The 23,523-nt window shown below is 75.3% G+C and carries 23 protein-coding genes, 1 pseudogene and 1 riboswitch; of the genes and pseudogenes, 22 read left to right on the forward strand and 2 right to left on the reverse strand.

Annotation, left to right across the window (positions count from 1 at the left end):
- From GXB85_RS07065 to GXB85_RS07120, 12 genes and pseudogenes are all read left to right on the forward strand, one after another.
- A pseudogene (locus tag GXB85_RS07065) lies at positions 1–950 on the forward strand (primosomal protein N'); the annotation flags it as partial.
- A gap of 26 nt (positions 951–976) precedes the next feature.
- Positions 977–1,918 (forward strand): methionyl-tRNA formyltransferase, encoded by a 942-nt coding sequence (gene fmt, locus GXB85_RS07070; RefSeq protein WP_161916943.1) that lies wholly within the window; start codon positions 977–979, stop codon positions 1,916–1,918.
- Positions 1,911–3,398, forward strand: coding sequence for a transcription antitermination factor NusB (locus GXB85_RS07075; RefSeq protein ID WP_161916944.1), 1,488 nt, complete (start codon positions 1,911–1,913; stop codon positions 3,396–3,398). Before fmt ends, GXB85_RS07075 begins: the two co-directional genes overlap by 8 nt.
- A 39-nt stretch (positions 3,399–3,437) precedes the next feature.
- Positions 3,438–4,106, forward strand: coding sequence for a ribulose-phosphate 3-epimerase (gene rpe, locus GXB85_RS07080; RefSeq protein ID WP_161916945.1), 669 nt, complete (start codon positions 3,438–3,440; stop codon positions 4,104–4,106).
- 50 nt (positions 4,107–4,156) lie between these two features.
- Positions 4,157–4,303: riboswitch (FMN riboswitch) on the forward strand.
- Positions 4,304–4,433: 130 nt separating this feature from the next.
- A complete protein-coding gene (gene ribD, locus GXB85_RS07085) occupies positions 4,434–5,447 on the forward strand; it encodes a bifunctional diaminohydroxyphosphoribosylaminopyrimidine deaminase/5-amino-6-(5-phosphoribosylamino)uracil reductase RibD (protein ID WP_161917057.1) in 1,014 nt (337 codons plus the stop codon).
- Positions 5,447–6,040 (forward strand): riboflavin synthase, encoded by a 594-nt coding sequence (locus GXB85_RS07090; protein ID WP_161916946.1) that lies wholly within the window; start codon positions 5,447–5,449, stop codon positions 6,038–6,040. Before ribD ends, GXB85_RS07090 begins: the two co-directional genes overlap by 1 nt.
- Entirely contained in the window at positions 6,037–7,344 is a 1,308-nt protein-coding gene (gene ribA, locus GXB85_RS07095) for a GTP cyclohydrolase II (RefSeq protein ID WP_161916947.1), read from the forward strand. The genes GXB85_RS07090 and ribA overlap by 4 nt, the downstream gene beginning before the upstream one ends.
- Positions 7,341–7,799, forward strand: coding sequence for a 6,7-dimethyl-8-ribityllumazine synthase (ribH, locus tag GXB85_RS07100; RefSeq protein ID WP_161916948.1), 459 nt, complete (start codon positions 7,341–7,343; stop codon positions 7,797–7,799). Before ribA ends, ribH begins: the two co-directional genes overlap by 4 nt.
- Complete coding sequence (gene pnuC / locus GXB85_RS07105) at positions 7,799–8,521, forward strand: nicotinamide riboside transporter PnuC (RefSeq protein WP_161916949.1); 723 nt, start codon at positions 7,799–7,801, stop codon at positions 8,519–8,521. Before ribH ends, pnuC begins: the two co-directional genes overlap by 1 nt.
- The gene (locus tag GXB85_RS07110) at positions 8,518–8,781 is read left to right on the forward strand and encodes a phosphoribosyl-ATP diphosphatase (RefSeq protein ID WP_161916950.1); all 264 of its coding nucleotides are present in this window, start codon (positions 8,518–8,520) and stop codon (positions 8,779–8,781) included. Before pnuC ends, GXB85_RS07110 begins: the two co-directional genes overlap by 4 nt.
- Before the next feature lie 77 nt (positions 8,782–8,858).
- Complete coding sequence (gene hisG, locus GXB85_RS07115) at positions 8,859–9,707, forward strand: ATP phosphoribosyltransferase (protein WP_161916951.1); 849 nt, start codon at positions 8,859–8,861, stop codon at positions 9,705–9,707.
- Positions 9,708–9,722: 15 nt separating this feature from the next.
- On the forward strand, positions 9,723–10,211 hold the full coding sequence (locus GXB85_RS07120) for a PH domain-containing protein (protein WP_202627684.1): 489 nt from the start codon (positions 9,723–9,725) through the stop codon (positions 10,209–10,211).
- 4 nt (positions 10,212–10,215) lie between these two features.
- Here the strand turns inward: GXB85_RS07120 and GXB85_RS07125 are convergent, their stop codons facing one another.
- On the reverse strand, positions 10,216–11,349 hold the full coding sequence (locus GXB85_RS07125; RefSeq protein WP_161916952.1) for a DUF3866 family protein: 1,134 nt from the start codon (positions 11,347–11,349) through the stop codon (positions 10,216–10,218).
- Between the two features lie 34 nt (positions 11,350–11,383).
- On the opposite strand from GXB85_RS07125, the gene GXB85_RS07130 reads away from it, so the two are divergent.
- The 10 genes from GXB85_RS07130 to GXB85_RS07180 all read left to right on the forward strand — a co-directional run bounded on the left by GXB85_RS07130 (position 11,384) and on the right by GXB85_RS07180 (position 23,035).
- Positions 11,384–12,400 (forward strand): YafY family protein, encoded by a 1,017-nt coding sequence (locus GXB85_RS07130; RefSeq protein ID WP_161916953.1) that lies wholly within the window; start codon positions 11,384–11,386, stop codon positions 12,398–12,400.
- Complete coding sequence (locus tag GXB85_RS07135) at positions 12,393–13,367, forward strand: WYL domain-containing protein (RefSeq protein ID WP_161916954.1); 975 nt, start codon at positions 12,393–12,395, stop codon at positions 13,365–13,367. The genes GXB85_RS07130 and GXB85_RS07135 overlap by 8 nt, the downstream gene beginning before the upstream one ends.
- 9 nt (positions 13,368–13,376) lie before the next feature.
- Positions 13,377–13,700: a hypothetical protein gene (locus GXB85_RS07140; protein WP_161916955.1), complete on the forward strand. Its 324-nt coding sequence runs from the start codon at positions 13,377–13,379 to the stop codon at positions 13,698–13,700.
- 46 nt (positions 13,701–13,746) lie between these two features.
- A complete protein-coding gene (gene tatA, locus GXB85_RS07145) occupies positions 13,747–14,022 on the forward strand; it encodes a Sec-independent protein translocase subunit TatA (RefSeq protein ID WP_161916956.1) in 276 nt (91 codons plus the stop codon).
- Between the two features lie 45 nt (positions 14,023–14,067).
- The gene (gene tatC, locus GXB85_RS07150) at positions 14,068–14,811 is read left to right on the forward strand and encodes a twin-arginine translocase subunit TatC (protein WP_161916957.1); all 744 of its coding nucleotides are present in this window, start codon (positions 14,068–14,070) and stop codon (positions 14,809–14,811) included.
- Complete coding sequence (locus GXB85_RS07155) at positions 14,808–15,728, forward strand: diacylglycerol kinase family protein (protein ID WP_161916958.1); 921 nt, start codon at positions 14,808–14,810, stop codon at positions 15,726–15,728. The genes tatC and GXB85_RS07155 overlap by 4 nt, the downstream gene beginning before the upstream one ends.
- A gap of 27 nt (positions 15,729–15,755) precedes the next feature.
- Positions 15,756–18,623 (forward strand): RNA helicase, encoded by a 2,868-nt coding sequence (locus GXB85_RS07160; protein WP_161916959.1) that lies wholly within the window; start codon positions 15,756–15,758, stop codon positions 18,621–18,623.
- Between the two features lie 78 nt (positions 18,624–18,701).
- Complete coding sequence (locus tag GXB85_RS07165; protein ID WP_161916960.1) at positions 18,702–20,363, forward strand: amidohydrolase family protein; 1,662 nt, start codon at positions 18,702–18,704, stop codon at positions 20,361–20,363.
- A gap of 348 nt (positions 20,364–20,711) precedes the next feature.
- A complete protein-coding gene (lnt, locus tag GXB85_RS07175; protein WP_161916962.1) occupies positions 20,712–22,280 on the forward strand; it encodes an apolipoprotein N-acyltransferase in 1,569 nt (522 codons plus the stop codon).
- Entirely contained in the window at positions 22,277–23,035 is a 759-nt protein-coding gene (locus GXB85_RS07180) for a polyprenol monophosphomannose synthase (protein WP_370524067.1), read from the forward strand. Before lnt ends, GXB85_RS07180 begins: the two co-directional genes overlap by 4 nt.
- Before the next feature lie 45 nt (positions 23,036–23,080).
- On the opposite strand, the gene GXB85_RS07185 is transcribed toward GXB85_RS07180, so the two are convergent.
- Positions 23,081–23,425, reverse strand: a complete 345-nt coding sequence (locus GXB85_RS07185) for an RNA polymerase-binding protein RbpA (protein ID WP_161916964.1) — start codon at positions 23,423–23,425, stop codon at positions 23,081–23,083.
- Positions 23,426–23,523: the final 98 nt, after the last annotated feature.

A 23,523-nucleotide genomic window follows, 5' to 3' on the forward strand; every position in this document is an offset into this window, starting at 1 on the left:
CGTGGCGCGCGGTGCGCGACGCGCTCACCCGGGGTCCCGTGCTGGTCCAGGTGCCCCGCGCGGGCTACCTGCCCGTCGTCGCGTGCGCCCGCTGCCGCGAGCCCGCGCGGTGCCCTGCCTGTGCCGGTCCGCTCGGTCTCGGGGGCCCGGGTGACCCGCCGCAGTGCCGGTGGTGCGGTCGCATCGCCGGCGGGTGGCGTTGCTCGACGTGCACGTGGGACCGGCTGCGCTCGGTGCGCGTGGGCTCCGAGCGCACGGCGGAGGAGCTCGGGCGCGCGTTCCCAGGGACCCCGGTACGCACCTCCGGGGCCACGGCGAGCGAGGGCGTGCTCCGCGTGGTCGAGGGCAGGCCCGCGCTGGTGGTCGCCACCCCGGGCGCCGAGCCGCGCGCCGCCGACGGGTACGCGGCGGCGCTGCTGCTCGACGCCGCCGTGGTCACGGGCCGGTCGGCGCTCGACGTGGGTGAGCAGGCGCTGCGCACGTGGATGGTCGCGGCCGCGCTCGTGCGGCCCGCCCCTGACGGCGTGGTGCTGCTCGTCGGGGACGGCGCACCTGCGCCCACGCAGGCGCTGGTGCGGTGGGACCCCGTGACCTTCGCCGAGCGTGAGCTCGCCGAGCGCGCCGAGCTGCGGCTGCCGCCGGCCGCACACGTGGTCACGCTCGAGGGGCCGCGGCAGGCCGTCGTGTCGGTGCTCCGCCGTGTCGACCTCCCGCCCGGGAGCGAGGTGCTCGGACCGCACGTGCTGCCCGCGCCGCCCCGCGCGGAGCCCACACCGCAGGCGACCCTCCTGGTCCCCGAGGACGAGCGGCCCGTGCGCGCGCTGGTCCGCAGCCCGTGGGCCGTCGCGGCCGAGGTCACGGCCTCGGTCCGGGCGGCCCAGGCCGTCAGGGCGGCGCGCCGCGAGCCCGGCACCGTCCGCGTGCAGGTCGAGCCGCTCGACATCTCGTGACCTCGCCGCGCACCTAGGATCGGGGCATGCGTGTGCTCTTCGCCGGGACCCCCGACGTCGCCCTGCCCGCCCTCGACGCGCTCGTCGCGTCGCAGCACGAGGTGGTCGGCGTGCTCACCCGGCCCGACGCCCGCGCGGGTCGTGGTCGCCGGACGGCGCCGAGCCCCGTGCGTGCCCGCGCCGAGGAGCTCGGCCTCGAGGTGCTGACGCCCGAGCGGCCCCGGGGTGAGGAGTTCGTCGCACGGCTGCGTGAGCTCGACGTCGCCTGCGCGCCCGTGGTCGCGTACGGCGCGCTCCTGCCGAGCGAGGTCCTGGACGTGCCCACGCACGGCTGGGTCAACCTGCACTTCTCGTTGCTCCCCGCGTGGCGTGGCGCAGCACCAGTCCAGCACGCGTTGCTCGCGGGCGACGAGGTCACGGGCGCCACGGTGTTCCGGATCGAGGAGGGGCTCGACACGGGCCCCGTGCTCGGCACCCTGACCGAGAGCGTGCGCGCACGGGACACCTCGGGTGACCTTCTCGACCGGCTCGCCCACGCGGGCTCGGGCCTCCTCGTCGCGACCCTCGACGCGCTCGAGCGGGGCGAGCTGGTGGCGGTGCCGCAGCCGGACGAAGGCGTGAGCCTCGCCCCGCGTCTGTCGAGCGACGACGGCCGGATCCGCTGGGAGCACCCCGCGCTCGCGACGGACCGCCGCGTGCGGGCCTGCACCCCCGCACCGGGTGCGTGGACGCTCGCGCCCGACGGCGGACGGCTCAAGGTGGGGCCGGTGCGGCTGCGGCCCGAGGTCACGGGTCTGGCGCCGGGGGCCGTACGGGTCGAGCGCACCGAGGTGCTCGTCGGCACCGCGACCCACGCGGTCGCGCTCGGCGAGGTCGCACCCGCCGGGCGCCGGGCGATGCCCGCGACCGACTGGGCACGCGGGGCACGTCTCACCGACGACGCGGTGCTGGGGGGCGACCGTGGCTGAGCGACGCGACGCCGCGGGGCGTGAACGCGGACGTGCGCGCTCCGAGGGCCGGACGCACCGCGGTGCCCAGGCGCCCTCGGCGCGTCGACGCACCGGGGACCCGGCCCGACGCGCGGCCTTCGACGTGCTGCGCGAGGTGGACGGCTCGGACGCCTACGCGAACCTCGTGCTCCCGCCGCTGCTGCGCACGCGCGGGATCACCGGGCGCGACGCCGCGTTCGCGACCGAGCTCGCGTACGGCACCCTGCGCATGCGCGGGACGTACGACGCCGTCGTGGGTCTGGTCTCCGACCGGCCTGTCGAGCGCATCGACCCGCCGCTGCTCGACGTGCTGCGGCTCGGCGTGCACCAGCTCCTCGGGATGCGGGTGCCCGCGCACGCCGCGGTCTCGGAGACGGTCGCGCTCGCGCGGTCGGCGGTCGGGGCCGGTCCGGCGCAGATGGTGAACGCGGTCCTGCGCAAGGTCGCGGCGACCCCCTCCGATGCGTGGCTCGAGCGCGTCGCCGAGGCCGCAGGGGAGGACGAGACCGAGCGTCTCGCGGCCGTCCACGCACACCCCGGATGGGTGGTCCGGGCGCTGCGTCAGGCCCTCGCGGCGGACGGGCGCGACGTGGCCGAGCTGGCGGACCTGCTCGCTGCCGACAACCGTGCTCCGGCGGTGACGCTCGTGGCCCGTCCGGGCCTCGCCGAGCGGGATGCAGTGGTCGCCTCCGCACCCGGTGCACGGCCGGGAGCGTGGACGCAGACCGCCGTCGTGCTCGACGGAGGGAACCCGCTCGACGTCCCCGGGGTCCGCGAGGGCACGGTCGGGGTCCAGGACGAGGGCAGTCAGCTCGTCGCGCTCGCGCTGGCAGCCGTCCCGATCGACCCGCCGGCCCAGGACGGCGGCGAGCGCTGGCTCGACCTGTGCGCGGGGCCGGGTGGCAAGGCCGCGCTGCTCGGGGCGCTCGGGGCCGGCATCGGCGCGCACGTCGTGGCGAACGAGGTCGCCGAGCACCGGGTGAGGCTCGTGCGCCAGAGCGTGCAGGCCGTCGCCCCCGCCGTCGACGTGCGGCACGGTGACGGGCGCCGCGCGGGTGACGACGAGCCCGCGACGTACGACCGTGTGCTCGTCGACGCCCCGTGCACGGGCCTCGGTGCCCTGCGACGTCGTCCCGAGTCCCGCTGGCGGCGCGCCCCCGCCGACCTCGGGCCGCTCGGCACGCTCCAGCGCGACCTGCTCGCCGCGGCCCTCGACGCCGTCCGACCCGGCGGCGTCGTCGCCTACGTCACGTGCTCCCCGCACGTCGCCGAGACGGTGCTGACCGTGCGCGACGTGCTCAAGCGGCGCGGCGACGTCGAACAGCTCGACGCGCGCGAGGCGGTGCGTGCGGTGGCGGGGGAGGACGTCCCGCTCGGACCGGGCCCGCACGTGCAGCTGTGGCCCCACGTGCACGGGACGGACGCGATGCACCTCACGCTCCTGCGTCGGACCTCCTGACCGCCGCCCGGCCGCGCAGGTGATGCCATGCTGGGCGCCATGGACGTCAAGATCGCGCCGAGCATCCTGTCCGCGGACTTCGTGAACCTCGAGCGAGAGCTCGGCCGCATCGCGTCGGCGGACCTGGTGCACGTGGACGTCATGGACAACCACTTCGTCCCCAACATGACGTTCGGCCTGCCCGTCGTCGAGCGCATCATCGAGGTCGCTCCCGTGCCGGTGGACGTCCACCTGATGATCGAGGACCCGGACCGGTGGGGGCCCGGCTTCGCCGAGGCCGGCGCCTCGTCGGTCACCTTCCACGCCGAGGCCGCACGCGCGCCCGTCCGGCTCGCCCGTGAGCTACGCGCCCTCGGGTCGCGCGCAGGCGTCGCGCTGCGCCCGGCGACGCCGGTGGAGCCGTTCCTCGACCTGCTCGGCGAGGTGGACATGGTGCTCGTGATGACCGTCGAGCCGGGGTTCGGGGGCCAGGGATTCATCGACGGCACCCTTCCCAAGATCCGCCGCACGCGAGCCGCCGTCGGCGAGGCGGGCCTCGACGTCCTGGTCCAGGTGGACGGCGGGGTGTCGGTCGAGACGATCGAACGGGCGGCCGAGGCGGGCGCCGACGTCTTCGTGGCGGGTTCGGCGGTCTACGGGGCGCAGGACGCCGCGGCGGCCATCCACGAGCTGCGTGAGCTCGCGCGAGGTGCCCACCGTCACGACTGAGGTCCTGACCGCGCCACGGCGTGGATGTGGCAGACTCGGCCGGAGAGAACGTACGTGCTCCGGGGTCGGTGAAAGTCCGAGCCGGCGGTGACAGTCCGCGACCCGGTCCGTGCTCGCCCACCCGGGCGTGCCGGTCCGGTTGACCTGGTGGAACTCCAGGACCGACGGTGAAAGTCCGGATGGGAGGAAGCACGTGGCGTCCCGACGACGGCCGCGGCCGGAGCCGGTGACGTCCTGACGCGCGTCCGCGTCCACCCCGGAGCCTGAGGCCCGGAGGAGGCGGCGGTGACGCAGCCGGCGAGCGTGAGCGAGGTCGAGGACCGCGCGATGCTGCGTGCGCTCGAGCTCGCGCGACGCGGCCCTGCGCACGGCCCGAACCCGCGCGTGGGCTGCGTCCTGCTCGATGCCGACGGCGCGGTCCTGGCCGAGGGGTGGCACGCGGGTGCGGGCTCGCCGCACGCCGAGGCGGCTGCCGTCGCCGACGCGCGGGCCCGCGGCGTGGCCGTGCAGCACGCGACCGCCGTCGTGACCCTCGAGCCGTGCGCGCACACGGGGCGCACCGGGCCTTGCAGCGAGCTGCTCGCCGAGGCCGGCGTCCGCCGTGTGGTGCACGCGGTGGCGGACCCGAACCCCGTCGCGGGCGGGGGAGCGGACGCCCTGCGGTCGCGTGGTGTCGACGTGGTCGGTGGTGTGCGCGCCCCGGAGGGCGAGGAGCTCCTGCGGATCTGGCTCACGTCGGTGCGCCGCGGCCGCCCCTGGGTCACCGTGAAGACGGCCCAGAGCCTGGACGGTCGCGTCGCCGCGGCCGACGGCTCGAGCCGCTGGATCACCTCGGAGCAGGCCCGGCTCCACGCCCACCGCCTGCGTGGGGAGGTGGACGCCGTCGTGGTGGGCACCGGGACGGTCCTCGCCGACGACCCCGCGCTCACGGCACGCACGCCCGAGGGCACGCCCGCAGCGCACCAGCCGCTCCGCGTCGTCGTGGGCGAGCGCGACGTCCCCCAGGGGGCCCGGATGCGCGGGCCCGGCGGTGAGCTGCTCCACCTCCGCACACGCGACCTCGACGGCGCGCTCAGGTCCCTCGCGGCACGCGAGGTGCGTCACGTGCTCGTCGACGGCGGCCCCACCCTGGTCACGGCGCTGCTGCGGGCAGGACTCGTCGACGAGGTCCACACCTACGTCGCCCCGGTGCTGCTCGGCGCCTCGGGCCGCGCGGCGCTCGGCGACCTCGACGTCCCCACGATGGCCGACGCCCGTCGCCTCGTGCCCCACGAGGTCCACCGGCTAGGTCCGGACCTCCTGCTCGTCTCCGTCCCCGTCCCGCCCGAGGAGGGCCCCTGATGTTCACCGGCATCGTCGAGGAGATCGGCACCGTGCTCGCGGTCGAGCGCGGCCCGGGCGACGTGCGCCTGCGCGTGCGTGGCGCGACCGTGACCGACGGCACCCGCCTGGGCGACTCGATCGCCGTCGACGGCGTCTGCCTCACGGTCACGGACCTCGCGGGCGACGCGTTCGCGTGCGACGTGATGCCGGAGTCGCTCGACCGCAGCAGCCTCGGCGGCCTGGCCCCCGGCGCGCGCGTCAACCTCGAGCGCGCGGTCCGGGCGGACGGGCGCCTCGACGGTCACCTGGTGCAGGGCCACGTGGACGGCGTGGGCGTCCTGGTGCGACGCGATCCGGGCGCGCGCTGGGACGACCTCCGCTTCACCGCGCCGCCGGCCCTGCTGCGCTACGTCGCCGAGAAGGGCTCGATCGCGGTGAGCGGGGTCTCGCTCACGGTCACGGGGGTGGACGACGAGGGCTTCGGCGTCTCGCTCATCCCCACCACCCTGGCCGCGACCACGCTGGGGAGCCTGACCGCAGGGGACCGGGTGAACCTCGAGGTGGACGTGATCGCCAAGTACGTCGAGCGGCTGCTGGGCGGTGCCCGGTGAGCGCCGCGGAGGAGATCCGGCTCGGCACCGTCGCGCAGGCGCTGGACGCGTTGCGTGCGGGCAGGCCCGTCCTCGTCGCGGACTCGCCCGACCGTGAGAACGAGGCCGACGTGGTCCTCGCCGCCCAGTCGGCCACGGCGGAGTGGGTCGGCTGGACCATCCGGCACTCCTCGGGCTACCTGTGCGCGCCCATGCCGTCGGCGCGGGCCGACGCGCTCGAGCTGCCGCTGATGGTCCCGCACAGCCAGGACCCGCGCCGCACCGCCTACACCGTGACGGTCGACGCGGCCGACGGGGTCAGCACGGGCATCTCGGCCGCGGACCGCGCCCGGACGCTGCGCGTGCTCGCGGACCCCGCGTCGGGGCCGGGTTCGATCATCCGGCCGGGTCACGTGCTGCCGCTGCGCGCCGTGCCCGGGGGCGTGCTGCACCGTGGCGGGCACACCGAGGCCGCCGTCGACCTGTGCCGTCTCGCGGGCCTCGAGCCCGTGGCCGGGATCGCCGAGCTGGTGCACGACGACGGCTCGATGATGCGCCTCGCCGACGCGGCCGGCCTAGCGGAGCGTGACGGCCTGGTCCTCCTGACGATCGAGGACCTCGTCGCCTGGCGTCGGCAGAACGACGCCGACCCCACGGCCGGCGCACCGGCCGCGTCCGGTGCACGTGTGCACCGCACCGGTTCGGCGGTCCTGCCCACGGCGCACGGTCGCTTCACGGTCCACGCGTACCGCGACCTGCGCACGGGCGCGGGCCACGTCGCCCTCGTCCCCGACGCCGTCGAGCAGCCTGCCTCGGTGCCCGTGGTCCGGGTGCACTCGGAGTGCCTCACGGGCGACGCGTTCGGCTCGCTGCGGTGCGACTGCGGTCCGCAGCTCGACGAGTCCCTGCGGCGCGTCGCGCGCGAGGGCGGCGCGGTGGTGTACCTGCGCGGTCACGAGGGCCGCGGGATCGGGCTGCTCGCCAAGGTGTCGGCGTACGCGCTCCAGGACGCGGGGCGCGACACGGTCGAGGCGAACCTCGAGCTCGGGCTCCCTGCCGACAGGCGCGAGTACGGCGCGGCGGCCGCCATGCTGCAGGACCTGGGCCTGGTGCGGCTGCGGTTGCTGACCAACAACCCGGCCAAGGTCGCGGGTCTCGCGGCGCACGGTCTCGAGGTGGACGCCGAGCCGATCGAGGTGGGCCGCACGCCCGAGAACGAGCGCTACCTGCGCACCAAGGCCGACGCCATGGGCCACCTGCTCACGGCACCCACCACCACGACGGCCGGTCAGTCCCCGGTCACGACCCCCGAGGAGATCTCATGAGTGGCGCAGGCGCCCCGACCCTCACGCTCGACGGCAGCGGCCTCAAGGTCGCGGTGGTCGCGGCGAGCTGGCACACGACCGTGATGGACGGGCTGCTCGCGGGTGCGCTCCGGGCGCTGGGCGAGGCTCAGGTGACCGACGTGCGCGTGGTGCGCGTGCCTGGGTCGTTCGAGCTCCCCGTCGCCGCGTCGAACCTCGCGCACCAGGTCGACGCGGTCGTTGCGCTCGGCGTGGTGATCCGCGGTGGCACGCCGCACTTCGACTACGTGTGCTCGGCGGCGACGACGGGCCTCACCGAGGTCTCGGTGCGCACGGGCAAGCCCGTCGGGTTCGGCGTCCTGACGTGCGACGACGAGGAGCAGGCGCTCGACCGTGCAGGCCTGCCGGGCTCGCGCGAGGACAAGGGTCGCGAGGCGGCGGAGGCCGCCGTCGCGACGGTGCTGGCGCTGCGCTGATGCTCGAGTGGCTGTTCGACGCGCAGCTCACGGTGCTCGGCCACCCGATCCTGTGGCGTGAGGTGGTCGGGAACGGCTTCGGCCTCGCGTCGGCGGTGGGCGGGCTGCGCCGACGCGTGTGGGCGTGGCCTGTCGGGATCGTCGGGAACGTGCTGCTGTTCACCGTCTTCCTGGGCGGGGTCTTCGACACACCGCAGGCCACCGACCTCTACGGCCAGGCCGGTCGGCAGGTGTTCTTCGTCGCCGTGTCCGTCTACGGGTGGGTGCGCTGGCGCCGGTCGCGCGGCCGCGCCGAGGGCCCCGCGGTCGTGCCGCGGTGGGCCACGGGCCGCGAGCGCGTCGCGCTCGTGCTCGGCGCCGCCGCCGGCACCGTCGCGTGCGCCCTCGTCTTCGAGGCGCTCGGCTCGTGGGGACCGTGGGCGGATGCGTGGATCTTCACCGGGAGCCTGCTCGCGACCTACGGCATGGCGCGCGGGTGGACCGAGTTCTGGCTCGTCTGGATCGCGGTCGACCTCGTGGGTGTGCCGTTGCTGCTCTCTGCCGGGTACTACCCGTCGGCGGTGCTGTACGCCGTCTACGGCGTGGTCGTGGCCTACGGGTTCACCGTGTGGTTGCGCGCCCAGCGCGTCGAGGGCGCGGCCCCGCGCGGCACCTCGGACGGCGGCCCCGCCGCGGACACCGGGCCCGACGTCGTCGTCGGGCGTCTAGGCTCTGCCCCGTGAAGACGTTCGACCAGCTGTTCGCCGAGCTGTCCGCCAAGGCCGTCGAGCGCCCCGCGGGCTCGGGCACCGTCGCCCAGCTGGACGCCGGGGTGCACGCCATCGGGAAGAAGGTCGTCGAGGAGGCGGCCGAGGTCTGGATGGCGGCGGAGCACGAGGGGGACGAGCGCACGGCCGAGGAGATCAGCCAGCTCCTCTACCACCTCCAGGTGCTCATGCTCGCGCGCGGCCTGACGCTCGAGGACGTCTACACCCACCTGTGACCGGGGCGGGCGCCCGCACCGTCCGCCGATCGACCGACCGCCGTGGCCCCGAGGGCCCACCGACCGCGAGGACCCCCGTGCTCCGCATCGCCGTTCCCAACAAGGGCTCCCTGTCGGAGCCGGCCGCCGAGATGCTCCGCGAGGCCGGGTACCGGCAGCGGCGCGACGCGCGTGAGCTCGTGCTGCCCGACCCGGACAACGACGTCGAGTTCTTCTTCCTGCGTCCGCGCGACATCGCGGTGTACGTGGGGGAGGGCACCGTCGACGTCGGCATCACGGGTCGCGACCTGATGCTCGACTCGGGCTCGACCGCCGTCGAGCACCTCGCCCTGGGCTTCGCGCGGTCGACCTTCCGCTTCGCGGCGCCCGCGGGGCGGCTGACGACGGTCGAGCAGGTCGCGGGGCACCGCGTGGCGACGTCCTATCCCGTGCTCGTGCGTGAGCACCTGCGCGCACGCGGCATCGAGCCCGCCGGGGTGGTCCGCCTCGACGGTGCCGTCGAGACCGCGATCCGGCTCGGGGTGGCCGACGTGATCGCCGACGTCGTGGAGACGGGGACCACGTTGCGCGCCGCGGGGCTCGAGGTGTTCGGGGACCCGCTGCTGCGCTCGGAGGCGGTGCTGGTGCGACGCGAGGGTGCGACCGAGCCCGAGGGGCTCGACGTGCTCACCCGCCGCCTGCAGGGCGTGCTCACCGCGCGCCAGTACGTGCTGATGGACTACGACGTGCCGCTCGCGCTCGTGGACCGTGCGGTCGCGATCACCCCCGGGCTCGAGTCGCCCACCGTCTCGCCGCTGCACAACCGCGAGTGGGCGGCCGTGCGCGCGATGGTGCGCCGCGACGAGACGAACCGCGTCATGGACGCGCTGTACGACGTGGGTGCCCGCGCGATCCTCGTGACGTCGATCCACGCGTGCCGGCTCTGAGGTCCGCCGGGCCCCATGCCCCGTGACGGTCTGAGCGACGGCGACGAGCGGCCGGCAACCGAGGCGTACCGGGCGTTCCGGCCACGGGCCGCGAGGTTCGTCGGGATCGGGCTGGCCGTCGCCGTGCCCGGGTTCATGGTGGCCCTCGCAGTGCTGCTGCCCCGCGTCGCGCCCGCACGCGACAGCTGGGGCGACCGTGCGGGGCTCCTGGCGTTCGGGCTGCTCGTCGCGTGGGTCGTGCTGCGGCATGCGGGGGTGCGCGCGGTGCCCGACGACGAGGGCCTCGTGGTGCGCAACCTCGTGCGGACGACGCGACTGGGCTGGGCCGAGGTGCACTCGGTGCGCTTCGGGCCCGACAGGCCCTGGGTCCAGCTCGACCTCGCGGACGGGACGACGCTCGCCGTGATGGCGGTGCAGCAGGCCGACGGCGCCTACGCGCGCCGTGAGGCCCGCAGGCTCGCGACCCTGGTCGACCGGCACTCGAGGACCGAGCGCGACGACTGACCGGTCAGCCCGTGAGCGCCAACGCGTGGACGCCCGCGGCCGCGGCGGCGAGGAAGGGCTCGGGGTCCGCCTCGAGGCCGCGTCCCATCGTCGACAGCCCGACGGGGCACTGGGCGAGCGCGGCGCGCAGGGGCTCGCCCGCGGGCACCTCGACGGCGCGGTGCCGGCCCCGGGGCGCACAGAGGCTCGCGGCCTGCTCGCGCACGCGCGCGAGCAGCGCGGCACGGTCCTCGACGCCCTCCAGCGGCGACGTCGCGTCCTCGACGGGGACGACGACGTCGGCGGCGGCGAGCGCGACGCGCCCGTAGGCCGTGAGGGAGTGGTGGGAGACCCCGAGGTGGCGCTCGCGCGGGTCCGCACCCGAGACGCGCAGGCTCGCGACCGCGCGTCCGCCGAGCGTCTCGGCGGCGTTGACGACCTCGCCCGCGGCGACACCTGAGAACCCCCACCTCGTTCCGGTGCCGAGGTTCCCGGGCCCCTGGGTCACCACGACGAGGTCGGCGTCCAGGACGTGCCGGGCCGCGAGCAGGCCGGTGTGCACCGTGACCGCCTCGAGGTCACCACCGAAGGCCTGGCCCACGGTCACGCACGCGGCGAGCCAGCCCGCGTCGCGCAGCCCCGCGACGCTCCGGGAGAACCACGCGGGCAGGGCGCCGCCGTCGGTCATGACGTAGACCACGCGCGGCATGCCGGTCCCAGCACGGGCCGCGGCGTGCCGTGCTCCGGCGATCACGGCGGGCAGCGCGGAGTGCAGGTCCGCGACCACCACGGGCAGCCCCGCGAGGTCGTCGGCGGTGCGGAGCGCCTCGTGGTGGGGCGACTCCTGCTCGTCGACGCCCAGCACCATGGTCTGCAACGGCGTGTAGCGGGCCTTCACGAGGTGGCCCGGGCCTGCGGGACGGTCGGGGGGCAGGGCGTCGGGCAGCGCGACCACCATCGCGTAGCCGCCCGTGCCGAGGCCTCGTGCCTGTGCCGTCACGTTGAGCAGGACGCGGTCGCCGACGGCGGGCTCGCCCACCAGGGGCGGGTGCGCGAGAGCGCGCAGCTCGTCGCCGTCCTCGGCCCGGACCACGAGCTCGACCGCGCCCGGCCACTCGCGTCCGCGCGACACCACGGTCCCTGCACGCCAGCTGATCACGTCGTCACGCTACCGGCCGCTAGCGTGGGGCGTGATGAGCGAGAACCTGCCCCCGGCCGAGCGCCTGCTCAACCTCGTCATCGCCCTGGTCAACACGACCGGGCGGATGACCAAGGAGCAGATCCGCGCGCAGGTCGCGGGCTACGACGACGCCGCGTCTGTCGACGCGTTCGAGCGGATGTTCGAGCGCGACAAGGAGACCCTGCGTGACCTGGGCGTGCCCGTGGTGACCGTGACCGACGTCGCCCACGGCGACGACCAGGGCTACCGCGTCGACACCGACGCGTACGCGCTGCCACCCATGGAGCTCACCTCCGCCCAGCTCGGGGTCCTGGCCCTCGCGGCCGAGTTCTGGCAAGGCCAGGTGCTGCGCAGCGACGCGGCACGTGCCCTGACCAAGCTCCGGGTGGTCGGTGCCACCCCGTCGGCCACCGACGCCGTGGCGGGCCTCGCCCCGCGCCTGCACCCCGCCGGCCCCGCGCTCGGCCCCCTGCTCGACGCCGCCCACGAGCGGCGGGTCGTCACGTTCACCTACCGCACCGCGAGCACGGGTGAGGTCCGGCGCCGCACCGTGGAGCCGTGGCGCGTGATCGGCAGCCGCGGGGGCTGGTACCTCGTGGGCCACGACCGTGACCGCGCGGCTCCCCGCGTCTTCCGCCTGAGCCGCATCGAGGGGGCGGTGCGGCCCACCGGGGAGCCGGGGGCGTTCACCGTGCCCGACGACGTCGACCCGCGCGCGATGGTCACCAGCGCGCAGCGTGACGAGGGCCGCACCGCCTGGCTCGCGATCGCGCCCGACCGTGCGGGTGCGTTGCGCTCGCGCGGTCTCGTCGACCCCGGCCCGCCGCCCGGCGACCTGCCCGCGCCTCCTGCGGGCACGGACGTCGTCGCGGTGCCCTACACGCGCACGGCCGAGCTCGCCGACGAGGTGACGGGCTACACGGACGCCGTCGTCGTGCTCGGGCCCGCAACCCTGCGCGACGCCGTCGTGCGACGCCTCGAGGCCGCGGTCGCGATGGCCGCCCGGGTCGAGGAGGTGGCTCGTGGCTGAGCGCACGCCCGAACGGCTGACCCGGCTGCTCGGCATGGTCGCCTACCTCGACCGGCACCCCGGCGTCCCGGTCGAGGAGCTCGCGTCGCACTTCGAGGTGAGCGTCGAGCAGGTGCTCAAGGACGTCGACACGCTGTGGATGTCCGGCACGCCCGGCTACTGGCCGGACGACCTGATCGACTTCGACGCGGGGTCGCTCGAGTCCGGCGTGGTGCGGCTCACGCAGGCGCGCGGCATGGTGCACGCGCTGCGGCTCGGCACGCGCGAGGCCGTCGCACTCGTCGCGGCCCTGCGGGCGCTGCGCGAGGCGGCGGGAGAGGCGCTCGACCCCGCCCAGCGGGAGGTGCTCGCATCCACCCTCGACATCCTCACGGCCGCGACGGGTGACGCGGCCGCGACCATGGACGTGCGCCTCTCGGTCACGGCAGCACCCGAGGTGCTCGCAGCCGCTCGCACGGCGATCGCCGAGGGCCGCCGCCTGCACCTGCGCTACGTCGACGCGGCCGACCGTGTGACCGAGCGCGACGTCGACCCGTGGCGCCTGCTCACGGGCGACGAGCACTCCTACCTCCAGGGCTGGTGCCACGCCGCGCGTGGCGAGCGCCAGTTCCGCCTCGACCGCATCCTCGCCGCGGACGTGCTCGAGGAGCTCGTGACGACCTCGGGCGACGCGCGCGAGCCGACGTTCGTGCCGAACGACGAGCACGCCGTCGTCGAGATCGAGCTCGACGGGCGCGCGCGCTGGGTCTCCGAGCAGCTCCCGGTCGACGCGACCGAGGACCTGCCCGACGGCGGGCTGCGGGTGCGCCTGCGCGTGTCCTCCGAGGCGTGGCTGCGACACCTGGTGCTGCGGCTCGCGTACGACGTGCGTCGCGTGACGCCGGTGGCGAGCGCGCGTGCGGTCGGCGGCGCCGCGGAGCGGGCCCTCGCGGCCTACCGGACGCCGCCGGACGGCGCGCTCGACTAGCCTGACCGCGTGCTCTGGTTCACGGTCTGGACGGTCCTCGTGGTGGGGACGCTCGTCGGTGCGTTCTTCCTGCTGCGCGACCTGTACCGGAAGGCGCGTGCGCTGCTCGTCGAGCTCGAGCGCGCGGCCGACGTGCTGGGCCAGGTGGCCGAGCGCGCCGAGGAGCTCGCCGCGACGCTCCCCCTGACCAGCCCGGCTCCCGTCGAGCTGGCCGACCCTGGACCCGCGCGTGCGCGTCGCGCGCTGGCGCGCCTCGCGACCGCGCGTCGACGCGCGGCGCGCGCCGAGCGGCACGAGCGCACGTACGCGCGCTGGCGCGCGTTCTCCCGCTGAGCCCCCGCGGGGCTACGATCAGGCGACCGCGAGCACAGGAGGAACCATGCGACTGCAGTTCTGGCACATCGTCGTGGTGCTCGTCGTGATCGTGCTGCTCTTCGGCGCCAACCGTCTGCCGGACCTCGCGCGCAGCGTCGGGCAGTCGCTCAAGATCTTCAAGAACGAGGTCAAGGAGCTCCGCGAGGACGACACCTCGGCTCCTCGTCGTGACGCCACGCCCCACGACGCCACGGCGCCCCGTGACACCGCGACCCCGCCCCAGTCCGGGGCAGGGGGCCCCGACGCACGTCGGGACACCGACGGCGGCCCCCGGGCCTGACCCGACGTGGCGCGCACCCCGCGTCGGCGGTCGCCCGACGGGCGCATGCCTCTGCGTGAGCACCTGCGCGAGCTGCGTCACCGCGTGGTCCTCGCGGCGGCCGGCATCGCCGTCGCGGCCGTGCTCGGGTGGTTCCTCTACCCACCGGTCATCGACGCGCTCCAGCAGCCGCTGCCGCGCGCGACCGACGGGCGTCTGGTCGCCCTCAACTTCACGGGCGTCGCGACCTCGTTCGACATGCGCGTCAAGGTCTCGGTCTTCCTGGGTGTGCTCGTGGCGAGCCCGTGGTGGTTGCTCCAGCTGTGGCTCTTCATCACGCCGGGCCTGACGCGGCGCGAGCGGCGCACCGCGCTCGCGTTCGTCGCCGCCGCGGTGCCGCTGTTCCTCGCCGGTGCCTACCTCGCGTGGCGGGTGCTGCCGACGGCGGTCGCGCTGCTCACGGAGTTCACGCCCGCGGACGCGGCCAACCTCATCGACGCGCAGCTCTACCTGAGCTTCGTGATGCGCGTGGTGCTCGCGTTCGGCGTCGCGTTCCTGCTCCCCGTCGTCATGGTGGCCCTGACCGCCGTGGGCCTGGTGCGAGGTGCGACCTGGCTGCGCGGCTGGCGCTGGGCGGTGCTGCTCGTGTTCGTCTTCGCCGCGTTCGCGACCCCGACCCCCGACGCGATCACGATGATCCTGCTCGCGCTGCCCATGTGCGGCCTGTACTTCGGTGCCGTGGGGCTGTGCCACGTGCTCGACAGGCGTCGCGACCGAGCGCGGCGCGACCAGCTCGCCGAGGCCGCGTGAGCGGCGCCCGCCTGGGCGTCCTGGTGAACCCGACGGCGGGCAGCGGACGCGGCGGTGCCCGGGGCCCGCACGTCCTGGCGGCGCTCGCGGCTCGTGGGCACGACGTCGTCGACCTCACCGGGGCCGACCTCCACACCGCGGCCCGGCACGCGCGCCAGGCCGTGGTGGACGGCCTCGACGCGCTGGTCGTGGTGGGCGGTGACGGCATGGTCCACCTGGGCGTGAACGTGGTCGCCGAGACGGACCTGCCTCTGGGGGTGGTCGCAGCGGGCAGCGGCAACGACGTCGCACGGGCCCTCGGCCTGCCCCTGCACGACGTCGATGCGGCGGTCGGCGCCCTCGAGGCGGGGCTCGAGACCGGTGGCCGCGCGATCGACGCCGCAGTCGCGGGTCCACCCGACTTCCACGCCCAGGAGTGGTTCGTGGGCGTGCTGTCGGCCGGCTTCGACGCCGCGGTCAACGCGCGGGCCAACCAGCTCCGGCGTCCCCGTGGCTCGGGGCGGTACGTCCGCGCGCTCGTCGACCGCCTCCGCACGTTCCGTCCGTACGGCTACCGCATCACGCTCGACGGCGGGGTGTGGGAGTCGACGGGGACGCTCGTGGCGGTCGCGAACGCGCCGTCCTTCGGAGGAGGCATGCGCATCGCGCCCGCGGCGCGGCTCGACGACGGCGTGCTCGACGTGGTGGTCGCTGGTCCGCTCACGCGCGCCGGGCTCGTGGCGATCTTCCCGCGCGTCTACTCGGGTGACCACGTGCGCCACCCCGCGTGCCAGGTGCTGCGCAGCACGCGCGTGCTGCTCGAGGCGAGCCCGCTCGGACCGTTACCGCCCGAGACGTTCAGCGACGGCGAGCCCCTCGGAGCCCTGCCGCTGCAGGTCGAGGTGCGTCCGGGCGCCGTCCGCGTCCTGACCGCCTGAGCCGTCGCGGCGACCTAGGCTGGGCACATGTCCTCCCCGGCCGAGCGCTACGCCGCGTCCCGGCGACGGGCGGCGCAGCAGCGCACGCGCCTCGCGGGCTTCGTCGCGACCCTCGACTTCGAGCTCGACGACTTCCAGGTCGAGGCGTGCACGGCGCTCGAGGGCGGTCGAGGGGTCCTGGTCGCCGCGCCCACGGGCGCCGGGAAGACGGTGGTCGGCGAGTTCGCGGTGCACCTCGCCGTGGCCGCGGGCCGCAAGGCGTTCTACACGACGCCGATCAAGGCGCTCAGCAACCAGAAGTACGGCGACCTCGTGCGTCGCTACGGTCCCGAGCAGGTGGGGTTGCTCACGGGCGACACGACGGTCAACGGCGAGGCACCCGTGGTCGTGATGACCACCGAGGTGCTGCGCAACATGCTCTACGCGGGCTCGCCCACGATCGAGGGCCTCGGCTACGTCGTGATGGACGAGGTGCACTACCTCGCGGACCGGTTCCGCGGTCCGGTGTGGGAGGAGGTCATCCTCCACCTGCCCGACGACGTCCAGCTGGTCTCGCTCTCCGCGACGGTCTCGAACGCCGAGGAGTTCGGCGACTGGCTCACCATGGTGCGCGGCGACACCGCCGTCGTCGTGAGCGAGGTGCGTCCGGTGCCGCTGTGGCAGCACGTCATGGCGCGCGACGACCTGTACGACCTCTACGCGGGCCACGTGGACCCCACCGCGCCCGGCACCGACCCGCCGATCAACCCCGAGCTCGCCCAGGCCCTGCGGCGCGAGGAGCGCCGGGACGGCCCGCGCGGCCGTGGTGGGCCGCCGGGCGACCGGCGCGGACGCGGCGGTCGTCGTGACGCGCGTGCGTCCGTGCCCTCGCGGCGCCCGGCGCCACGGTTCGCCGTCGTGGACGCCCTGGACCGGGACGCGCTGCTGCCCGCGATCTTCTTCATCTTCTGGCGTGCCGGGTGCGACGCCGCGGTCGCCCAGTGCCTGCGTGCGGGTCTGCGGCTCACCACGGCCGAGCAGGAGGCCGAGATCAGGGACGTCGTCGAGCAGCGGTGCGCGACGATCCCGCCCCAGGACCTCGCGGTGCTCGGCTACTGGGAGTGGGCGCAAGGGCTCGAGCGCGGCATCGCCGCGCACCACGCGGGCCTGCTGCCGCTGTTCAAGGAGACGGTCGAGGAGCTCTTCTCGCGCGGGCTGGTCAAGGTGGTCTTCGCGACCGAGACGCTCGCCCTCGGCATCAACATGCCCGCCCGGTCCGTGGTGCTCGAGAAGCTCGTCAAGTGGGACGGCTCGGCCCACGTGGACATCACGCCGGGGGAGTACACCCAGCTCACCGGCCGGGCGGGACGCCGCGGGATCGACGTCGAGGGCCACGCGGTGGTCGTGGACCACGGCGCGCTCGACCCGGTGGCCCTCGCAGGTCTCGCCTCACGTCGGCTGTACCCGCTTCGCTCGAGCTTCCGGCCCACGTACAACATGGCGGTGAACCTCGTGGCCCAGGTGGGCCGCGACCGCGCCCGTGAGGTGCTCGAGACGAGCTTCGCGCAGTTCCAGGCGGACCGCGCCGTCGTCGGCCTCGCTCGTCAGGCCCAGACCCACGCCGAGGCCCTGGACGGCTACGCCGAGGCCATGCGGTGCCACCTCGGCGACTTCGAGGAGTACTCGGCCCTGCGCCGCAGGCTGTCGGACCGTGAACGCACGCTCTCGCGCGAGTCGGCGCGGGCACGGCGGGCCGAGGCCCTCGCGAGCCTCCAGCGTCTGCGCGTGGGTGACGTGGTCGAGATCCCGACCGGCCGGCGCGCCGGGTACGCGGTGGTGCTGGACCCGGGCCGGGACGCGGGCCTGGACGGGCCCCGGCCGACGGTCCTGACGCTCGAGCGTCAGGTCCGCGTGCTCTCCGCCGGGGACCTGCACCAGGGACTGCGGACCGTGACGACCGTGGCCGTGCCGCAGCGCTTCTCGCCGCGTGACGCACGCGCGAAGCGTGACCTCGCCTCGCGGGCACGGAGTGCGCTGGCTGAGCCGCCCCGCGGCGACCGTGCGCAGCAGCGGTCCGTGCGCGCTCCGGCGACCGCGGCCGACGACGCGACGATCGCGCAGCTGCGCCGCGCGCTGCGCGCACACCCGTGCCACGGCTGCGCCGAGCGCGAGGACCACGCGCGGTGGGCGGAGCGCTACCACCGCCTCAAGCGCGAGCACGACGCGCTGGTGCGCCGCATCGAGGGCAGGACGAGCTCGATCGCGCGTGTGTTCGACAAGATCTGCGACGTGCTGACGGTCACCGGCTACCTCACGCAGCGAGCCTCGGAGCCTGCCGACCACGGGCCCGTGGAGCCGAAGGGCGATGAGGTCGGCGTCCCCGGTCACGGCGAGGGCACCGTGGTCACTCCCGCCGGGCGGTGGCTGCGGCGGCTCTACGCCGAGAGCGACCTGCTCGTGGCCGAGTGCCTGCGCACCGGGGCGTGGGACGGGCTCGACGCGCCGGCGCTGGCCGCGGTGGTGTCGACCGTGGTGTACGAGGCCCGCCGCGAGGAGCGCGACGACGCGACGCCCGTGCCCGGCGGCCCGCACGGCCGTCTCGCACGTGCCCTGGATGCGACCACACGGCTGTGGTCGCACCTCGACGACCTCGAGAGCGTGCGGGGGCTCGAGCCGACGCGGGCGCCCGACACCGGCCTCGTCGAACCCGTCCACAGGTGGGCCACCGGTCGGAACCTGAGCTCGGTGCTCCAGGGCACCGAGCTCGCCGCGGGCGACTTCGTGCGCTGGTGCAAGCAGGTGATCGACCTGCTCGACCAGATCGGTGACGCGGCCCCGGCCGCGGCGACCCGCGCCACGGCTCGACGCGCGGTCGAGCAGCTCCGCCGCGGCGTGGTCGCCTACAGCTCGGTCTAGCGACCGCGCCTCGCCCACGGGATCGGGTGCCCGCGGCGCGGCGCCGTCCGTGTCGCGGGCCTGCGCTACCGTCGCCCCGTGCGTCCCACCCTGTACCGCAACGCCGTCGTCCACTCGCGCAGCGACCCGTTCGCGGAGGCCCTGCTCGTCGCGGACGGCCAGGTCGCCTGGCTCGGTGCCGAGGACTCGGTGGACTCGCTGCTCGCCGGCTCGGGGGACGTCGAGGTCGTGGACCTCGACGGTGCCCTGGTGGCACCCGCGTTCGTCGACGCGCACGTGCACGTGCTCGAGACGGGCCTCGCCCTCGAGGCGCTCGACCTCGCCGACGCCGCGTCCCTGGCCGACTGCCTCGACCGGGTGGCGCGCGGCGCCGCGGCTGCGCGGCGCGACGGGCACGTGGGCCCGCTGGTCGGCTACGGCTGGGACGAGACCGCGTGGCCCGAGCGGCGCGCCCCGAGCCGCGACGAGCTCGACCGGGCGACCGGTGGGGCCCCGGTCTACCTCGCGCGGGTGGACATGCACTCCGCCGTGGTGTCGAGCTCGTTCGCCGAGGTCGCAGGGTTGGTGCCGCTCGCGGGCTGGGGCGCGGACGGGCTCGTCACGGGTGCCGCCCACCACCGCGCACGTGACGCCGTTCGCGAGGTGTCCGACGAGCGACGCGAGCGCCTCGTGCGGGCGTCGCTGGGGGCGGCCGCTGCTGCGGGCATCGTCTCGGTGCACGAGCACAGTCACCCGCACACCGACAGCCGCGAAGGCCTCGCGCACCTCCTCGCGCTGACGGCCGAGCCGTCGTCAGGCCTGCCGGGGGTGGTGGGGTACCGCGCCGAGCTGTGCGAGACCGTCGAGGACGCGCGCGCCCTGCTGTCGGCCGTACCCGGGCTCGCGGGGATCGGGGGAGACCTCAACGTCGACGGCTCGATCGGCTCGCGCACCGCCGCGCTCCGGGCGCCGTACAGCGACCTGGTCGGTGGGCCGGGGATCGTGCCGGAGTCGCTGCGGGGCTCGCTCCAGCTCACCGCCGAGGAGGTCACCAACCACGTCACGGCGGTCACGCGTGCCGGTGTCCAGGCGGCCTTCCACGTGATCGGCGACCACGCGATGGACGAGGTGCTGCTCGGCTTCCGCGCCGCGAGCGACGTGGACGGTGTCGGAGCGGTCAGGGCGGCAGGTCATCGCATCGAGCACGCCGAGATGATCGACGCGCCCGCCCTGAGCGCGATGGTCCTGCTCGGCCTGATGGCGAGCGTGCAGCCCGGCTTCGACGCGGCCTGGGGTGGCGCCGACGGCATGTATGCGGCGCGCCTGGGCCCGGTCCGTGCCGCGGCGATGAACCCGTTCGCCGACCTGGCCGGGGCAGGGGTCCCGCTCGCGCTCGGGTCCGACTCCCCGGTGACGCCGTTCGACCCGTGGGGTGCGGTCCTCGCGTGCCTCCAGCACCACGAGCCGAGTCAACGGATCTCCGCTCGGGCGGCCTTCCGCGCGCACACGCGCGGAGGGTGGCGCGCGGCGCGCCTCGACCACACGGGTGCGGGCGAGATCCGGCTCGGCGCGCCCGCCGACCTCGCGATCTGGCGCGCCGACGAGCTCGCCGTCCAGGCCCCCGACGGTCGGCTGGCTGCCTGGAGCACCGACGCGCGCGCGGGGACGCCCCTGCTCCCGGTGCTCGGTGACGACGTGGCTCGTCCGACGTGCCTGCGCACGCTACGGGCGGGTGAGGTCGTCCACGACGACCTGAGCTGAGAGGTCGACGCGCGGGTGTTCCCGACACGCCGGGGCGACACGCCGGGAGCGGGTGAAGTCACCCGAACAGCCGAATGTTCAGTGACCTGCACAAACGGCTCTGACCTGCGCTTTCGCAGCCTTGACGCAGCCTGGTGAGTCGATAGGTTCGTCTCGTTCCTCCCTGGGTCACGCGACCGGGCGGCGTCTCTCCGGGGGCGTCGCGCACCCGCCGGCACGGGTCGAGGGCACCGGCTGGGCCCGCGTGTTCAGTAGACAACGGACGATGCCCCTTCGGGCGTGCGTCGTCCGGTCCGAAGGACACGCGGGCCAGTCGGTCGGTGCCGTCGCGACGGCTAGTCTTGGCCGGTGCCGTTCGCAGCCCCCCGCCGCCTCACGACGCTCGTCCTGGCCCTCGTGGGAGGCCTGCTCACCGACGCGGCCTTCCCTGGTCTGGGGTGGTGGCCCGCCGCCTTTCTCGGCGTCGCACTCCTCGTGATCGCGTTCGGTCGCGACAGCGCACGCTGGAACTTCCTCGTGGGACTGGTCTACGGGCTCGCCTTCTTCCTGCCGCACATCACGTGGGCCCAGTACGCCGTCGGCTGGGTCCCGTGGCTCGCGCTGTCGCTCGCGGAGGCGCTCTTCGTCGCGCTCCTCGGGTCGGCGTGGGCGTGGGCGCGCCGCGGTGCGGTGATCTGGCGTGCGGCGCGGTTCCAGGTCCCCGCCTTCGCGCTGCTCTGGACCGCCGCGGAGGAGGCCCGGTCCGTCCTGCCCTTCGGCGGCTTCCCGTGGGGCAGGCTCGCGTTCTCCCAGGGCGACTCGCCGCTGCTGCGGCTCGCGTGGCTCGGTGGCGTGCCGCTGGTCTCGTTCGCGGTCGCGCTCGTCGGGGCGCTCCTCGCACTCGCGCTCCTCGCCCTCCGTCGCGTCGACCTCGGCCAGATGAGCGCATACGTGCTGGTCGCGGTGCTGGTGCTCGGCGGAGCCTTCCTGATCCCGCTCGACACGCGCGCCCAGGCGGGACGGCTCGAGGTCGGGGCGGTGCAGGGAAATGTGCCGGATCGCGGGCTCGACGCCTTCGCCCAGGCCCGCGAGGTCCTCGACAACCACGTCGCGGGTACCCACGCGCTGCTGGACCAGGTCGACCCGGGCGAGCTCGACGTCGTCCTGTGGCCCGAGAACGGCTCGGACATCGACCCGCGCGTCGACGCCGACGCGGCCGACGCCATCGGTGAGGCCGCCCGAGCCGTGGGGGCGCCGATCCTCGTCGGGACGCAGAGCTACCCGGACAGCGGCGGTCGCCTCAACGACGCCCTGCTGTGGGACCCCGAGGACGGGCCGGGTGCGACCTACTCCAAGCAGCACCCGGCTCCGTTCGCCGAGTACGTGCCGATGCGTGACGTCGCGCGCATGTTCTCGGACGCGGTGGACCGCGTGCGCACCGACATGGTTCCCGGCACGGAGGTGGGTCTCCTCGAGGTCGAGGTGCCACGCCTCGAGCGCTCGGTGGGCCTGGGTGTCGGCATCTGCTTCGAGGTGGCCTACGACGACATCGTGCGCGACTCGGTGCTCGCGGGGGCCGAGGTGCTCGTGATCCCCACCAACAACGCGACGTTCGGGCACACGGACGAGTCCACCCAGCAGCTCGCGATGTCGCGCCTGCGGGCGGTCGAGCACGGCCGGGCCACGGTGCAGATCTCGACGGTCGGCGTCAGCGGCGTCATCACGCCGAGCGGTGTGGTCGTCGAGCGCACGGAGCTGTTCACGCCCGACCAGCTGGTCGCGTCGCTCGCCCTGCGGACGGAGCTCACCCCCGCCACCCGGTGGGGCGACGCGCTGACCTGGTCGGTGCGCGGGCTCGCCGTGGTCGTGCTGCTCGCCGGCATGGCGGGGGCGGCGCGCGTGCGCCGCGCGGACCGTCCGGGGCCGGGGGAGTGGTGAGCGAGCCACGGGTCGTCGTGGTGGTGCCCACCTACGACGAGGCGGACACGCTCCCGGGCACGCTCGGTCGGTTGCGCACGGCGGTGCCGCAGGCCGACGTGCTCGTCGTCGACGACGCGAGCCCGGACGGCACGGGGCGTCTCGCGGAGGAGATCGCCGCGCGTGACCCGTCCGTGCACGTGCTGCACCGCGGCGGCAAGCAGGGGCTCGGTCCTGCCTACGTCGCGGGCTTCCGCTGGGCGCTGGACCAGGGCTACGACGTGGTCGTCGAGATGGATGCCGACGGCTCGCACCGGCCGGAGGAGCTCGGTCGCCTCCTCGACGCCCTCGGCGACGACGCGGGGCCGGACCTCGTCATCGGCTCGAGATGGGTGCCGGGCGGCAGCGTGGAGAACTGGCCGCGGCGACGGGAGCTGCTGTCCCGCGCCGGCAACACGTACACGCGGCTGCTGCTGCGCATGCCCGTCCACGACGCGACGGCAGGCTTCCGTGCCTACCGGGCGGCGACGCTGCGCAGGCTCGCGCTCGACGAGGTGGCTTCCCAGGGGTACTGCTTCCAGGTGGACATGGCTTGGCGCGTGGTGCGCGAGGGCGGCAGGGTCGCCGAGGTGCCGATCCGGTTCGTCGAGCGCCATGCCGGGCGGTCGAAGATGAGCCGACGCATCGTCGCGGAGGCCTTCGTGCGGACGACCCTGTGGGGAGGTCAGGAGACCTGGAGACGACTCACCGCGCGCCGCCGGGGCGACGCGCGGTGATGTGTGGGCCTGCTCGGGGCCGGTTCGCGTGGTGGGGCGAGCGCCTCAGGCAGACCGGCGCAGCTTGCCCGCGCGGAGCAGCTCGAGCCGCTCGGCGAGAAGGTCCTCGAGCTCGCTCACGGTGCGACGCTCGAGAAGCATGTCCCAGTGCGTCCGCGGGGGCTTGGTCGCCTTGGGCTCGGGACGGGTCGCGTCACGCAGGAGCGCCTCCTTGCCGCAGCGGCACTCCCACACCGGCGGCACGTCGGCCTCGGCCGAGAACGGCAGGATGATCGTGTGCCCGTCCGGGCAGTCGTAGTGCGCCTGGAACCGCGGCGCGAACTCGACGCCCTCGTCGGACTCGAGGCTGTTCGCGCCGATGCGCATGCCGCGCAGTGATCGGTCAGCCATGGTGCGGCCTCCGTTCCTTCCGCTGGGACGAGCCGTGCGGTGCTCCGCGCGGGTCGAGCTCGCCGTGGTCTCGGTGTCGTGGTCGCGTCCCCGCGAGG

It is taken from the genome of Cellulomonas sp. APG4, from assembly GCF_009996735.1.
Taxonomy (GTDB): domain Bacteria; phylum Actinomycetota; class Actinomycetes; order Actinomycetales; family Cellulomonadaceae; genus Actinotalea.